Source organism: Veillonella sp. AF13-2 (genome assembly GCF_003603295.1).
Taxonomy (GTDB): Bacteria; Bacillota; Negativicutes; order Veillonellales; family Veillonellaceae; genus Veillonella; species Veillonella parvula_E.
In genome coordinates this window covers 805,930-821,913 of sequence record NZ_QTMT01000001.1, presented here as the reverse complement: position 1 = coordinate 821,913, position 15,984 = coordinate 805,930, and the positions used below count along the sequence as shown (strand labels likewise).

Here is a 15,984-nt window from a genome sequence, read left to right as displayed (position 1 = left end):
ATGGGGACTTTGATTATATTAGAAGGTGGAGATGGCAGCGGTAAGGCTACACAAACTAAACTCTTAGTAGAACGCTTAACCAAAGAAGGGCATGCCGTTAAGTCTGTGAGCTTTCCAAACTATGATAGTGGCGCCGCTATGCCTATTAAAATGTATTTAGCTGGTGAATTTGGTAAAGATGTACATGATGTAAATCCTTATGTGGCAAGCTCTATGTATGCCATCGATCGATTTGCTTCCTTTAGAACTGATTGGGAGCAATTTTATAAAAATGGGGGTATCATCATTGCAGATCGTTATACAACGTCTAACATGGTGCACCAAATGGTAAAATACGATGATCCAAAGAAACGCACTGAATTTTTAGATTGGCTTGAAGATTTTGAGTTCCAAAAATTTGGCTTGCCTAAACCTGATGCGGTGTGCCTTTTGGATATGCCCCTTGAAGTGAGCGAAGCCCTTATGGCGGAGCGCACTGGTAAAACTGGGGGCAATACTGGTGATATTCACGAAGGGAATCATGCATATTTAGCAGCCGTCCACGATGCGTATGAAGAATTAGTAAAGCGTTATCAATGGCACCGCATACCTTGTGTGGATAAAGCTAAATCTAGTCAGTATACATTACGTACTATTGAAGAAATTCATAATGATGTATATAGTGTAGTAGAAAATCTACTACCTTAGAAAAAGGCGACTCTTTTAAAAGTCGCCTTTTTCCTATATAATATTAATATTGAGCATGTATTGATAGGAGGCGCTATGACATATTTTGATTCTATAATTGGTCAAGATTCGATTAAGGCACACCTATCTGAACTTGTAAGTCGTAATGCATTACCTCATAGTCTCTTGTTTTATGGCGAATCTGGTCTTGGCAAGCTAGATATGGCCATAGGCCTAGCGTCTTTATTACTAGGACGTCAAGTATTCTCTCAACCTAAGGGGGAATCTTATTTAGCAGAGGTTAAGGAAGCCCGTTTAGCAAATGGGGATACGGAAAAACGTATCGAAGCCGAAGGATTACCTATCTATATGGATAAGGGTGATGCCTTTTGGATTCGCCCTATGAAAACAACCTTAAAGGTAGAGCAGTGGTATTCATTATTACAAGATCATCTGTCTGTGGCGGGCAATGGGAACCGCGTTGTCATTGTGGAGGACTTTCACACAGCCAATGCAGTCATGGCAAATGCTATGCTAAAAACCATTGAGGAACCACCCGAACAGGTGTACTTCATCATTATTACGAACAAGATTAACACCGTATTGCCTACCATCATTTCTAGATGTATGGGAGTTGGTTTTAACAGTGTTGATGTAGATACGATTCGCACCGCTCTTGTAGCGCGTGGAATTACCGGTGATATAGAACAGGCTTTATTAGCTGGTCATGGTAATCCACAATTGGTGGAAAAACTGGCGACACAAGGTCGTATTGAAATGCTAGAGTTAGCCGTTAAGGTGATGGACATATTAGCTTTTGAAACGCGATGGTTTTCTATGATTTCCTTAGCTTGTGAAAGCTTATCTCGTGAAAGCCTAACGGAATTGATGCACTGGCTACGCCTTGTAAGTAGAGATATGATGGCTCTTAAAATGGGGGCTCAAGACACGCAATTACAAGTACCTATATACAAAACTCAATTATTACGATTATTACCGCGCTGGTCTATGCAAGCATTGGCTAAGGTTATTACCGAAACATTGCAAGCAGAACGGGCTTTGCGCTTACATATAAAAACCGCTCTCGTGGTGGACGGTCTTAGTATCGCCCTTCATGATGCTCGGGAGGAGGATTAAATGCTAACCATAGTTGGCGTACGCTTTAAAAAGGCGGGAAAGATTTATTATTTTCAGCCTGAACAATTAGAACTATCCGTTGGGGATGGGGTTATCGTTGAAACAGCACGTGGTGTAGAATACGGCACAGTTGTGATTGGACCAAAAGAGGTCTATGAAGATTCTGTTGTTGCCCCTGTGAAGCCTGTTATTAGACAGGCGACGTCTAAGGATTTGAAACAAATCGAGAAGAATAAAGAGCGCGAAGAAAAAGCCTTTGAAATTTGTCTCGAAAAAATTGAAAAACGCAAGTTACCGATGAAACTTATCAATGTGGAATACACATTTGATATGAATAAGATTATATTCTTCTTTACTGCAGATGGCCGTATTGACTTCCGTGAGCTCGTTAAAGATTTGGCAACTATATTTAGAACGCGCATCGAGTTACGCCAAGTGGGTGTCCGTGATGAGGCTAAAGTACTAAATGGTATTGGTGCTTGTGGTCGACCTTTGTGTTGTTCAAATTTCTTAGGTGACTTTACGCCTGTATCGATTCGCATGGCAAAGGATCAAAATTTGAGCTTAAATCCTACGAAGATTTCTGGTGTATGTGGTCGATTGATGTGTTGTCTTAACTATGAAGATGATTTATATAAAAAAGGTGGCGACCTATATGTGAAGAAGGAACGCACTCAATCTCCTCAAGATATAGCACCTCCTGGCATTGGTAAGGAGGTTGTTACCGATGAAGGTATTGGTAAAGTTTTAAAGGTAAATCATCATAAGCATACTGTAAAGGTACAGCTCGAAGCGGGCCGTACTATCGATTTGAAATGGTCCGAGGTGGCATTGCCTGATGAATGATCAAGAACGACTTGATGATTTAATTATCGATGGCTTACAGATTTATCAGCGTTCTGATATGTTTCGCTTTTCCTTTGACGCCATAGCACTCATTCATTTTTGTCGTTTTAATGGTCGTCATACCTATGTTGATCTTGGAACGGGGTCAGGGGTTATGCCGCTTATAGGTACGTCATTAGGGGCAGGTCATATTACAGGTATAGAAATTAATGAAACTCTCGTTGAGTTGGCTAAGCGTAGCGTAGAACTTAATCGTAAACAAGATGTGGTAAATATGTTATGTGGTGATTATCGGCATATGACATATCGAGATATACAAGATAAGCCTTTTGATGGTGTTATTGTTAATCCCCCTTTTTATGATTGTGAAAGCGGTGCAAAGCCTACATCTGAAGAGCGTACTTTAGCACTTCATGATGGACATACAACTTTATGTGATGTTCTGAAAGCGGTACAGTCCTTTATTAAATGTAAAGGTCGCTTGTGGATGATTTATAGTGCTAGTCGCTTGCAATATGTATTACATGAACTAGAAAGGTTTAACTTTCAAGCAAAACGAATTCGGTTTGTTCATGGTATGCTAGATAAACCAGCAAAATTAGTTTTGATAGAGTCTATTTTTCAAGGTCAGGCAGGTCTTGTGCTGGAGCCACCACTTATCGTTTACAAAAAAACGAATGTGTACACGAAGGAGGTGTCCTCTTGGTATGAACGATAATGAATGGGGCACCTTATACTTGGTGCCTACACCTATTGGTAATTTAGAAGATATGACGTATCGATCTGTTCGTATTTTGGGTGAGGTAGATGCTATTGCGGCTGAGGATACGCGTCATACGGGCATATTGTTAAAACATTTTGATATTAAAAAGCCTTTGATTTCTTATCATGAACATAATAAGGAGGAAAAAGGTGCTTATATTATGGAGCTTTTGTTAGAAGGACAGTCGATTGCTTGCGTTAGTGATGCGGGTATGCCTGCTATTTCTGATCCAGGGGCAGACCTCGTAACAAAGGCCATTGAAGAAGGCATAACTGTAGTTCCATTACCAGGAGCCAATGCGGCGTTAACAGCACTCATTGCATCAGGTTTAGATACTAAATCCTTTACCTTTGCAGGGTTCTTGCCTAAACGGGGGAAACATCGTATTGAAGAATTAAAAAGACTTTCACAAGTGACGGGAACCTTGCTGTTTTACGAAGCCCCGCATCGACTACAAGAGGTTTTACAAGATATGTATGAAGTCTTTGGTAATCGCTCCATAACGGTGGCAAGGGAACTGACGAAGAAGTTTGAAACCTTTGTACGCACGGATCTGGAAAACCTTGTAAAGGATTTAGAACAGCTCACCTATAAAGGTGAATTCGTCCTCATCGTAAGCGGTGCTGATACAGTGGAGTCCGATACTAGTGAAGTGTTGGATGAACCAGTATCTTATGAAGATGCTGTGCAAGCCCTTGTAGATACTGGGGTACCTAAAAAAGAAGCTATTCGCCAGGTGGCAAAGCGTTTTAACGTTTCCCGCCGGGATGTATATAATATTGTAGAACGTTAAACCTTCCCATTCGAAGGTTAGAAGGAGGCTCATCATGGGAGACACAAAGAAAACGTATTATATTACGACACCTATTTATTATCCAAGTGCTAAGTTGCACATTGGTCATACGTATTGTACATCTGTAGCCGATACAATTGCACGCTTTAAACGATTAGCAGGATATGATGTACGTTTTTTGACTGGTTCAGATGAACATGGCCAAAAAATCCAACGTGCTGCAGAAGCACAAGGCATTACTCCTCTTGAATATACTACAAATATTGTAAATGGTTTTAAAGCATTGTGGGAAAAAATGCATATTTCCAATGACGATTTTATTCGGACTACCGATGAACGTCATGAAAAGGTTGTTCAAGCGTTATTTACAAAAGCTTATGAGAAGGGCGATATTTACAAAGCCGAATATGAAGGCTGGTATTGTACACCGGACGAAACTTTTTGGACAGAGCAGAAGCTAGGACCTAATCATACTTGTCCGGATTGCGGTCGCCCTGTAGAGCGTGTTAAAGAGGAAAGTTATTTCTTCAAACTCGGTAAATATACGGATCAATGGCTTAAGTTTATTGAAGAGAATCCTGACTTTATTCAGCCTGAATCTCGTCGCAATGAGATGATTCAATTTGTAAAGCAAGGTCTAGAAGACTTGGCGGTGTCTCGTACATCCTTTGATTGGGGAATCAAGGTTCCATTTGATCCTAAACATGTAGTATATGTTTGGTTCGATGCATTAGTGAACTATATTAGTGCCCTTTCTCCATTTGATGGTGATGGTGAACTATATAAAAAATACTGGCCTGCAGATCTTCATTTAGTGGGGAAGGAAATCGTACGTTTCCATACAATTATTTGGCCTATGATGCTCATGAGCCTTGAGTTGCCATTACCAAAAAAGGTATTTGGACACGGTTGGATGATTGTAGATGGTACAAAGATGAGTAAATCCTTGGGGAACGTAATCGATCCAATCCCATTGATTGATACATATGGTGCAGATTCTTTGCGTTATTACTTATTAAGCGAGATTACGCTAGGTAATGACGGCAACTTTACGTTACCTAACTTCGTTACAAAAATTAATGCAGATTTATCTAATGATTTAGGTAATTTATTAAACCGTACTATTGCGATGATTGAAAAATACCATGGTGGTGTGATTACAAAATGCGATGATATGGACGATTTGGACTGTGATGTATCTACATTAGCTGTTCAAACTGCAAAAGATTTTGAAGCGGCGATGGAAAATATGGAGCTTAATAAAGCTATCAAAACTGTATGGGCTTTTATTGGTCGCATGAATAAATACATTGATGAAACAATGCCTTGGGTATTGGCTAAATCTGAAGATGCGCATGATAAAGCGCGCTTGCAATCTGCTATGTATCACTTGGCAGAGGCATTGCGTATCATTGCCATCTTGGTAAGCCCTGTAATTCCTGTAGGAGCTCCAAAAATCTGGGAACAATTAGGGCTTACAGGTTTTGAAGCGGCTACGTTCGAAGATGCTAAAACTTGGGGATTATTGGCAACAGGTACTAAGGTTGTAAAAGGTGAGCCTATCTATCCACGTTTTGAAGTTCCTGAAATGGTAGATGTAGTTGTTACAGAAGAAGTTGAAGAAGCTGTAGATACATCTAATATTCCACCATTAAAAGAAAATATTACCTATGATGACTTTGAGAAACTCGATCTTCGTGTAGCTAAAGTTATAAGCTGTGAAAAGGTGCCTAAGTCCAAGAAGTTGTTGAAATTTGTATTGGATATCGGTATTGAAGAACGCACCGTATTAAGTGGTATTTCCCAATATTATGAACCGGAGACTATGGTTGGTAAAAAGGTAATCTATTTGTCTAACTTGGCTCCTAAAAAGATGATGGGCATTGAGTCTTATGGTATGATTTTGTCCGCCTCTGATTGGGAAGAACATTTAGAGGTAACAAATATCGAATCATTACCGGCAGGAAGTGTGGTTAAATAATGAAACTTTTTGATACACATGCTCATGTGAATGATGGGCGCTTTGATAATGATCGTAATGAGATGTTACAAGCCTGCTTTGATACAGGTGTAGAATATATTATGATTCCTGGTGTTGATAGAGGTACCGTTGAGTCTGGTTTAGCTTTGGCTAAACAGTACGATCAATTATATGCTGCTGTAGGGACTCATCCCCATGAATCAAAGGACTTCACAGAAGAAGACTACGAGTTTTATAAGGAACAAGCTCTTAACAATGATAAGGTACGTGCTATTGGTGAAATTGGACTAGATTATTACTATGATTTTTCTGACCGTGAAACACAAAAACGCGTATTTATTCGTCAGTTAGAGCTTGCTCGTGAAGTAGATCTCCCGATTATTATCCATGACCGCGATGCACATGGTGATATTATGAATATCTTACGCAATGAAGGAAAGGATAACTGGGGCATTTTCCATTGCTATTCTGGTAGCTGGGAGATGGCAAAAGAAGCCATTAAAATGGGCTTTTATATTTCCTTTGCAGGTCCTGTAGTATTTCCTAAGTCTACAAATCTTAAGGAAGTAGCAAGACAAGTGCCATTAGAACGAATCCTCATTGAAACCGATTCACCGTATTTGACACCACCACCATTTAGAGGCCGTCGTAATGATCCAAGTAAAACTCAGTTTGTGGCAGAAGAAATTGCAAGCCTTAAAGGGCTCGATATAGATGAGTTTTGTGAAATTGCTTTTAATAATGGTAAACGAGTATTTGGTATCGAGTAAATGTAGAAACTAGTTCATAAGATTATTGGCTGATAAAATATCTGTTGGGCTTTAATTACTAAGTTTTTGTGTACAAAGTATTAAAATACATGATAAAACTAAATTAGAATTATAAATCATAAAACGCGGTTCTCCCTTAGCGGTGAGAATCGCGTTTTTCTATGGTATACTAAAGTATATTCAGACTGAACAGAAGTAAGATGAGGATAGCAACATGAAACGTATTGCATTTATAGATTTAGGCTCGAACTCAGTTCGTTTTGTCATATATGAAATTTCTAAGACTGGTAGTTATCGACTGATATATCAAGAGAAAGAAAGTGTACGTCTCAGTGAGAATATGTGGGGAACTCACGAACTGACCAAAGAAGCTATGGAACGCTCTTTGCGTGCTCTAAAAGGTTTTGTACACATGGCTGATGCAATGGAGGCAAATACGGTTAAAGCTGTTGCTACCGCAGCAGTACGTTTGGCTAAAAATGGGGATGCTTTTATTAAATCCGTAAAAGAACGAACGGGTTTGGATTTAGAATGTATTGCTGGTGAAGAAGAGGCTCGCCTGGGATTTCTTGGCGTTATCAATACCATTGGACTTAAGGATTTTATTATTTTTGATTTAGGTGGTGCCAGTACCGAGATAACCCTTGTACGAAATCGTCATATTACAAAATCGGTGAGCTTGCCGATAGGGGCCCTTACCTTAACAGGCACCTATCAGAAGGGGGATGAATATACTCCTAAAGAACTTGATAAACTGACGAAAGTTGTAAAGAAAACGATTAAGGAACATGCATGGCTTCGCAATGTGAAATTACCGCTCCTTGGTATCGGTGGCACTGCTCGTAATATTGCTAAAATGGATCAACGCAAGTTATCTTATCCCATTACAAAGCTACATAATTATGAAATTCCATATCATAGATTCCATGAAATTTTGGAAGAAGTAAAAGGCAAAACTCTAGAGGAACGCAAAAAGATTAGTGGTTTATCATCGGAGCGCGCTGATATCATTATTGCCGGCCTTACTATCGTAGAAGAATTATTTAACTACGTAAATACTAAAACACTCGTTGTTGGTGGGTGTGGTTTGCGAGAAGGTTTATTTTACGACTATTATGGAGCGCACTACTTAGGTGGTAACTCTATTATTGATGATATTTTAATACATTCTGCAGAGAATGTATTATTAGGTATGACTAAACATGAGTTAGTTCATGCTAAATATATTACAGATTTAGCTATTAAACTGTATGATGAATTAGAACCACTTCATAGAGCTGATAAAAATACAAGACGTTGTTTGATTGCGGCTAGCTTATTACATGATATTGGTAAACGGATTAATTATTATAGTCATGCCCGACATGGCTGCTATATGCTTGTCAATAGTAATTTATATGGGCTTTCCCATGTTGAACAAGCTTTTAGCGCGTTCCTTGTTATGAACTCTCATGGTTTGACGCCAAAAGAGTATAAAAACTTCTTATACGGTAAATTGTTAGATCAAGAACAGCGTTTGTTGGGCCAAAAAATATCTATTATTCTAGCCTTGGCTGAAGCTCTTGATGAAAGTCATGAACAATTCATTCGCCATTTATCCGTGAATCTAAAATATACTAGTGTACAATTAGTAGTAACCTATTTGAACGGTCGCGATATAAGTGTCACAAAAGCGGCTGTAGAGAAATTAGGAAAATCTTTTAAAAAAGAATTCAAGAAAACATTAGAAATAGAGTGGAAGGAAGCTCGTAAGGAGGCATAATGGCATTACCAAAAGCGTTACGATATGCAGTGCTACATGTAGGCTCCAGTAGCATGAGTATTACTATTTTAGAATACAAGGGCATCGATGATGTACGCGTTATAGATTATGCAGCTAGGGAGGTAACCTTTGGGGAAGAATTATTCCAAACCTCTCGTTTAAGTTTTGAAACGATTGAGGAAATTTGTCATATATTAAAGGGATATAAACAATTAATGGCTGATTACGGTGTGAGTCGCTCTAGATTATATGGTACTACTGTAATACGTGAAGCCGCTAATCGTCGTAGTATTCTGGACCAAATTTATATTCAAACAGGTATGCGTGTTGAGGTTATCGACATGCCTAAAGAGGTGTATTACAAATATGCCTTACTATACTACAAGATGACTAATCAGTACCGCTTGACGGATCCTACAAAGGCAACATTATTCCTTGATATTACTTCTGGTGGTGTAGGTTTAACCGTTTGGCGTGGTGAAAGCTTATTATTCCAGCGCAATATGCATAGCGGGTCATTACGTGTTATGGAATCTTTTAATCGCAACCAACGTTCCTCTACATCGTTTCCAATGGCTATTACTGAGTATTTACATCGCATGATAGGCCCATTACGGGAGGAGCTTAAGACCTTCAATATTAATAGTGTTATTTTATCAGGCGATGAAGCTCAATATATGGCGCGTCTCATGGGAGATGGCAGTAATAAGGACGATATTATTACAATTGAACCAGAACGTTTTAAGGGCTTCATCAAATCCTTTGATGGTGTAACAGCCACTAAGTTGATCAATCGATATAAACTACCTGAATATAAGGCGAATATTTTGATGCCTACTATGATTTTATTTAATGAAATTATAACAGCTATAGAGCCTAAATCGTTGATTTTTAGTAGCTTCTCCTTCTCTCAAGGAATAAGCTGGTTCTATGGCGTTGAGGCGGAAAATAATCCCTTTATGTACCAATTGCGTGAGCAAAATGCTCAATTAGCTCGTGCTGTTGCCGCTAGATATCATACAGACAGCATTCATGATGCTGAGGTGGAACGTTTCAGTTCTTTATTTTGTAAAACATTACGCCATAAAGGTTTACCGGAGCGGTGGGGTTACTTATGCCGCATTGCAGCTATATTGTGTTCTGTAGGCAAGTTTGTTAATTTACGAAACCATGGAGAGCATGCGTATCATATTGTGATGGGCACAGATATTTTTGGGCTTTCAGAAGAAGAAAAACAAGTAGTTGCAAATGTCGTATTTTATCACTATAAGGGAACTCCATCTGATGATGATACATATTTTAATTCCTTAACAGAATTACAAAAGATTCAGGTTACAAAGTTAGTAGCTATCATTCGTGTGGCCTGTGCTCTCGACGCAGGGAGTAACCAAAAAATCTCAGATGTTATATTGGAAGAGCGCGATAATGTATTGTATGTATTCTGTCGCACTAATGAGGATATTTCTCTAGAATGGTGGACGTTTAATCGAGATGCTGAATATTTTACAGAAGTATTTGGTATGGAACTTATGCTTGTAAGAGGAGGTGACCGCCATGTTCAGTAATGCTAAATATTATTTTAATCGTGAATTATCTTGGCTAAAATTTAATCAGCGTGTACTATTAGAGTCCATAGATCCAAATACTCCGCTGTTGGAGCGGTTGCGTTTTATTGCTATTGCTAGTTCTAATTTAGATGAGTTTTTTATGATTCGAGTGGCTGGCTTACGTCATCAAGTTGTGAATGGCATTGTTAAATATGATGCAGCTCATATGGATGCAAAAGCACAATTAAAGGCGATTGATGAATCTGTACAACGTCTTGTTTCCATGCAAAGCACGTATTTAAATAATGTACTGACTGAACTAGAGGCTCATGGCTTTTTCTTTACCCATCCTGATACACTAGATGTAAAAACAAAAGCTTGGCTACGCCATTATTTTGAGGAACATATATACCCCGTAGTAACACCATTGGCTGTTGACTCGGGGCATCCATTTCCATTTTTAACAAATCATACCATTAATGCAATTGTACGTATCTTTCAAATACAAGAGGATGGGACTAAGGATTACAAGATTGCTATCTTGCCAATACCATCTGTATTAGATCGAATCATTGAATTTCCAAGCCGTGGTAATAAGGAACATCGATTTGTTTATCTAGAAGATGTCATTACTTATTATGCAAATCAATTTTTCCAAGGTTATGGTATTGAAGATTATATGGTTTTCCGTATTACTCGTGATGCAGACCTTGAAATAGATGAGGAAGAAGCAACAGATTTGTTATCTGAAGTAGAGGCATCCTTGCGGCGTCGCCGTCGTGGTGATGCGGTACGTCTTGAAGTTTGTGGAGAGATAAAGGATCACTTATTAGACTTTGTTCTTACAAGTGTAGAATTAGAGCAAAAGGACGTATATCGCATTGATGGACATTTGGATTGCCGTATGTATTTTGATTTCTGTAATTATCCAGGTTATGATAAGCTCCGATATGAACCGTTTGATCCTAAGATTCCTAGTGAATTAGTTGATTATGAAGGTGATAGCTTATTTTCTATTATTGGTAAGCAAGATCTTTTTGTTCATCATCCCTTTGAATCTTTTGCAGTGGTTGAGCAATTTATTGCACAAGCAGCTATAGATCCTGATGTATTGGCCATTAAACAAACATTATATCGCGTTAGTGGGGATTCTCCGATTATTGCGTCCTTAATAAAAGCGGCAGATAATGGGAAACAAGTAACCGTCCTTATGGAGGTTAAGGCGCGGTTTGATGAAGAAAACAATATTCATATGGCTCGTCGACTCGAAAAAGCGGGATGTCATGTTATTTATGGTTTAAAAGGTCTTAAGACACACTCTAAAATTACTATGGTGGTACGCCGGGAAACGGATGGTATTAGGCGGTATGTCCATCTAGCAACGGGAAACTATAATGGTAAAACAGCTCGCATGTATACTGATTGTGGTATATTTACTTGTAATGATGAGTATGGTGATGATGCGTCACGTTTCTTTAACTTGATTTCTGGATATTCTGACCCACCAATTTGGAATAAGTTTATTGTAGCGCCTTTAAATTTACGTGAAAAAATTATGGAACTTATTGACCGTGAAATCGAGTTTGCTAAGAATGGGGAAGAAGCCTATATCATTGGTAAGATGAATTCTCTGCTCGATAAAAAGGTCATTGCTAAGTTGTATGAAGCTTCTTCTGCTGGAGTTCGTATCGATCTTATCGTGCGTGGTATTTGTACGCTTCGTCCTGGCATTGCCGGTGTTAGTGATAATATCACAGTACGCTCTATTGTGGGGCGTTTTCTTGAACATCATCGTTTGTTCTACTTCCGTAATGGAGGGAATGAAAGTCTGTACCTATCTAGTGCAGATTGGATGCCTCGAAATTTGAATGAACGTGTAGAGCTTATGATTCCGATTGAAGATAAACGCCATAAAGAACGGGTAAAAAGTATTTTAGATTTATATTTAGATGATACATTAAAAGCTCATTTTATGAGAGCAGATGGTTCGTATCATAAAATCAATGATCGAGAGAATCCTATATCTGCTCAAGAGGAGCTAATGAAAACTGCTATTGAGCATGAACACAGAGAGTCAATGACGGTCATTGAACGGTTACAACCGATGTTAAAAATGAATAGATGATGAAAAAACCTTAATATATTAGGTAATGAATTTTAATACAATTACATAACATATAAAAAGCCCATTATATGGGCTTTTTTACTTTCTTATACATTTAAAAATGAGGAGAAAGTGAAGTTTTGAGTGTTCTAGAAAATATTGGTAACAATTGAAAAACACATAAAAATACAAATTTAGTAATAAAGAATCTGTATATACTATATGTGGTATTAGTGTTGTATATATGTACACAATTCGGAATATATTGTATAGTATTTAAAAATATAGATATGTACGCATACAGTGGACTTTTATTAAAAAATACAAAATACAATCTATTACGAATTCAGTATTTATAAAGGGTTTCGTCTTATTGTTAACTTATGGTGTTTGACAGGTTGTATCTATCTGTAGTAGAATAATACCATTACAGGAGGGATTACAACATGAGAATTCATAAGACACACAAGCGATATATTTCGTCTGTTGTTGCCGGATTGATTGTAACAGCTGTAACCATGACCGGTTTTTCTTATAATGATAAAACCGTTACCGTTATGGTAGATGGTGCAGCACACACTGTTAGAACGCATTTAAATTCTAACGAAGGCATTGTACGCGATGCTGGGGTTAAGTTAAATCCAAATGATAAAGTTATTTCTAGTTCATCTACAGTTCAAAATGGAACAACCTTAACGGTTGTTCGTGCTATTCCAGTTTATGTAACTGTAAATGGTAAAACAAGAGCTGTATTCACTACAGAAACAACTGCTCAAGGTGTTGCTAATGAGCTTGGTTTCAAAGCACCTAACTATGTAGTAGTGGGCGATGAAAATGGATCTGTTTTAAGTGGTACACGTATAACAATTGCTCAAGTAACAAGCCGCTCTCTATCTACAGTAGATCAAGAAGTTGCTGTTGAAGTGGTTCGTCAAAAAGATGATACTATGGCTAAGGGCGAAGAAGAGGTTGTTCAAGTTGGTCAACCTGGCTTAGAACGAGTACAACGTGAAACACTATATAGTAATGGTACAGTTATTAAAACTAATGATGTATCTAAAGTAACACAACGTGCAATGGTACCTACAATTATTAAAGAGGGCACTCGTGAGGTGACTACATCTCGTAATGTAGCAGGACGTGCATCTCGCGCTATCGTAATGGAAGCATCTGCTTATCTTGCTGGCGATGGTGATGGTGCTGGTATTACCGCTACGGGTCTACCTGCAGTACGTGGCATTGCCGCAGTAGACCCAGATGTTATTCCATTGGGTACACGTTTATTTATTCCTGGTTACGGTGAAGCTATTGCTGCCGATACAGGTGGTGCTATAGTAGGTAACAAAATCGACCTTGTAATGGACTCTTATGGGGAGGCTATGGACTTTGGTCGCCAAGACGTTACAGTGTACGTTTTGGACTAATATGATGATTTAGAGGGTATATCTATAAGATATATTCTCTTTTTATTGGACCTACTTAGCTCAGTAATATTCAATTATAATAGATATAGTAGAAGGACGCCTTATGATTAAGGCGTCCTTTTTTAGTCTTCAATATATGGAATTAGATATTCGTACTTTGTACCTTTTAATTCATCTTTAGGGATAAATCGTAAAGATGATCCATTGATACAGTAGCGAAGAGAGCCATTAGGACCATCTTCAAATACATGACCTAAATGAGCATTACCGATGCGGCTACGAACTTCTATGCGATTCATACCATGTGAGTTATCTTGGTAATACTTGATAACATCTTTAGCTATTGGTTTAGTAAAGCTAGGCCAGCCACAATGAGAATCGAATTTATGGGCTGATACAAATAGTGGCTCTCCAGTGGTGATATCTACATAGAGACCCGCTTTAAACTCATCTGTTAGTTCATGGCTGAAAGGCGCATCTGTAGCAGAGTTTTGAGTTACTTCAAATTCTTGTGGCGCTAAAGCCTTTAAATCTTCCTGGGAAGGTTTAGCATATGCATTATCATCGATGAGTGGTTCATCAGATAGACCCAATGGAATGTGACAATAGCCATTAGGATTTTTGTCTAAGTAATCTTGATGGTATTCCTCAGCAGAGTAGTAGTTCTCTAAAGGTAATACTTCGATAGCAAATGGTTTGCCTTCAAAGGCTTGAGCACGTGCTAAGGTACTTTCAATAACGGCTTTATCGGTTGGATCAGTATAATAAATACCCGTACGATATTGAATGCCTACGTCACCACCTTGTTTATTGACACTAAAGGGATCAATAGCACGTAGAAAATATTGAATTAAGTGATCTAAAGATAGTATATCAGCATCGTAAATGACCTTGAGCGCTTCTACGTGCCCACTGTTGTGGCATACATCTTCATAACTTGGATTTTCTGTAGGACCATTGGCATAGCCTACTTCGGTAGAAAGGACACCGGAGATCTTTCTGATATACCCTTGAAGGCCCCAGAAGCAACCACCGCCTAAATATATAGTATGTTCATTCATTTAATCACCCCAAACTTCATGAGCTATTTCTTTGACTAATGCGAGTTTAGCCCATTGTTCTTCTTCGGTCAATTGATTGCCGATTTCACAGGATGCAAAGCCACATTGAGGGGATAAGCAAAGTCTTTCAAGTGGAATATATTTTGTTGCTTCTTTGATACGTTCTTTGATGACTTCTTTATCTTCTAACTCAGGGCGTTTAGATGTGATAAGGCCTAATACAACTTTCTTATTAGGAGAAACTTCACGCAATGGCTCAAAACCTCCAGAGCGATCATCATCAAATTCTAAGTAATAAGCGTCTACATTTTCTTTAGCAAATAGAATAGGTGCAATAGGTTCGTATCCACCACTAGCGGCCCATGTAGAGTTATAGTTACCACGACATACATGTGTAGTAAATGCTAAATCTTTAGGACGACCTTCGAGTGCCAAGTTATTCAAACGTAAATATTTAGCAGTTTCTCCTTCAATGGTTACACTTTTATCCTTTTGACGACCTGTCCAATAAGCATGGTCACAACACATACCCCAAGTACAATCATCAAATTGAATATTGCGGCAACCTGCATCGTAGAGGTCTTTAATTACTTGGCGATAAGCGGCAGCAATATCTTGAATCAATTCTTCTAAATCTGGATAGAAGGAACGTGTTGTAATACCATTGTCTTCACGGAATAACTCTGCCAAAAACTGAGAGGGAGCAGGAATCGTTTGACGCGCCGTAGTATTTTCGTCTTCAAATTGTTTTACAAATTTGAAATGTTCAACGAATGGGTGGTTTGTTCCCGTAATTTTGCCAGTAAGGGCGAGGGAACCTGGCGCTGTTTCTTGACCGACGAATTTGTAACCGTGTTCCAGTTCAATTTCTTTTACGCCATTAAAGCCCCACATGAAGTCTAGATGCCAATAGGCACGACGGAATTCGCCATCTGTAATCACTGGTAGGCCAGCTGCTTTCTGTTTTTGAATGAGGTCTGTAATAAGACGATCTTCAACGGCTGTTAATTCTTCTCGAGTAATATTTCCCTTATTAAAAGCTTCACGTGCTTCTTTTAATTCTGCTGGGCGTAGGAAGGAACCTACGATATCAAAGTGGAATGGTGCTGTATGTTTGGACATAATAATCC

The 15,984-nt window shown here is 38.6% G+C and carries 13 protein-coding genes; 11 read left to right on the top strand and 2 right to left on the bottom strand.

Annotated elements, in window-relative coordinates; all coding sequences use genetic code 11:
- The 11 genes from DWV85_RS03870 (at position 1) to DWV85_RS03820 (ending at position 13,793) form a co-directional block, all read left to right on the top strand.
- A complete protein-coding gene (locus DWV85_RS03870) occupies positions 1-687 on the top strand; it encodes a thymidylate kinase (RefSeq protein WP_123138058.1) in 687 nt (228 codons plus the stop codon).
- Positions 688-762: 75 nt separating this feature from the next.
- Positions 763-1,803 carry a hypothetical protein gene (locus DWV85_RS03865; RefSeq protein ID WP_123138057.1) on the top strand — a complete coding sequence of 347 codons (1,041 nt, stop codon included), beginning with the start codon at positions 763-765 and terminating at the stop codon, positions 1,801-1,803.
- Positions 1,804-2,649 (top strand): stage 0 sporulation family protein, encoded by an 846-nt coding sequence (locus DWV85_RS03860; protein ID WP_008713595.1) that lies wholly within the window; start codon positions 1,804-1,806, stop codon positions 2,647-2,649.
- A complete protein-coding gene (locus tag DWV85_RS03855; protein ID WP_123138056.1) occupies positions 2,642-3,367 on the top strand; it encodes a methyltransferase in 726 nt (241 codons plus the stop codon). The genes DWV85_RS03860 and DWV85_RS03855 overlap by 8 nt, the downstream gene beginning before the upstream one ends.
- A complete protein-coding gene (gene rsmI, locus DWV85_RS03850; RefSeq protein WP_123138055.1) occupies positions 3,357-4,205 on the top strand; it encodes a 16S rRNA (cytidine(1402)-2'-O)-methyltransferase in 849 nt (282 codons plus the stop codon). Before DWV85_RS03855 ends, rsmI begins: the two co-directional genes overlap by 11 nt.
- A gap of 34 nt (positions 4,206-4,239) precedes the next feature.
- Positions 4,240-6,186 carry a methionine--tRNA ligase gene (metG, locus tag DWV85_RS03845; RefSeq protein WP_123138054.1) on the top strand — a complete coding sequence of 649 codons (1,947 nt, stop codon included), beginning with the start codon at positions 4,240-4,242 and terminating at the stop codon, positions 6,184-6,186.
- Positions 6,186-6,956 carry a TatD family hydrolase gene (locus tag DWV85_RS03840; protein ID WP_060919002.1) on the top strand — a complete coding sequence of 257 codons (771 nt, stop codon included), beginning with the start codon at positions 6,186-6,188 and terminating at the stop codon, positions 6,954-6,956. Before metG ends, DWV85_RS03840 begins: the two co-directional genes overlap by 1 nt.
- A gap of 214 nt (positions 6,957-7,170) precedes the next feature.
- Positions 7,171-8,718 carry an exopolyphosphatase gene (gene ppx, locus DWV85_RS03835; RefSeq protein WP_123138053.1) on the top strand — a complete coding sequence of 516 codons (1,548 nt, stop codon included), beginning with the start codon at positions 7,171-7,173 and terminating at the stop codon, positions 8,716-8,718.
- Positions 8,718-10,283, top strand: a complete 1,566-nt coding sequence (locus tag DWV85_RS03830; RefSeq protein WP_004697172.1) for a phosphatase — start codon at positions 8,718-8,720, stop codon at positions 10,281-10,283. Before ppx ends, DWV85_RS03830 begins: the two co-directional genes overlap by 1 nt.
- Positions 10,273-12,390 carry a polyphosphate kinase 1 gene (gene ppk1 / locus DWV85_RS03825; protein ID WP_123138052.1) on the top strand — a complete coding sequence of 706 codons (2,118 nt, stop codon included), beginning with the start codon at positions 10,273-10,275 and terminating at the stop codon, positions 12,388-12,390. The genes DWV85_RS03830 and ppk1 overlap by 11 nt, the downstream gene beginning before the upstream one ends.
- A 425-nt stretch (positions 12,391-12,815) precedes the next feature.
- Entirely contained in the window at positions 12,816-13,793 is a 978-nt protein-coding gene (locus DWV85_RS03820) for a 3D domain-containing protein (RefSeq protein WP_004693280.1), read from the top strand.
- A 122-nt stretch (positions 13,794-13,915) separates the two neighbouring features.
- On the opposite strand, the gene msrB is transcribed toward DWV85_RS03820, so the two are convergent.
- Together msrB and DWV85_RS03810 are read right to left on the bottom strand one after the other, a co-directional pair.
- Positions 13,916-14,854 carry a peptide-methionine (R)-S-oxide reductase MsrB gene (gene msrB / locus DWV85_RS03815; protein ID WP_058948407.1) on the bottom strand — a complete coding sequence of 313 codons (939 nt, stop codon included), beginning with the start codon at positions 14,852-14,854 and terminating at the stop codon, positions 13,916-13,918.
- Positions 14,855-15,976, bottom strand: coding sequence for a 5-methyltetrahydropteroyltriglutamate--homocysteine S-methyltransferase (locus DWV85_RS03810; RefSeq protein WP_058948408.1), 1,122 nt, complete (start codon positions 15,974-15,976; stop codon positions 14,855-14,857).
- Positions 15,977-15,984: the final 8 nt, after the last annotated feature.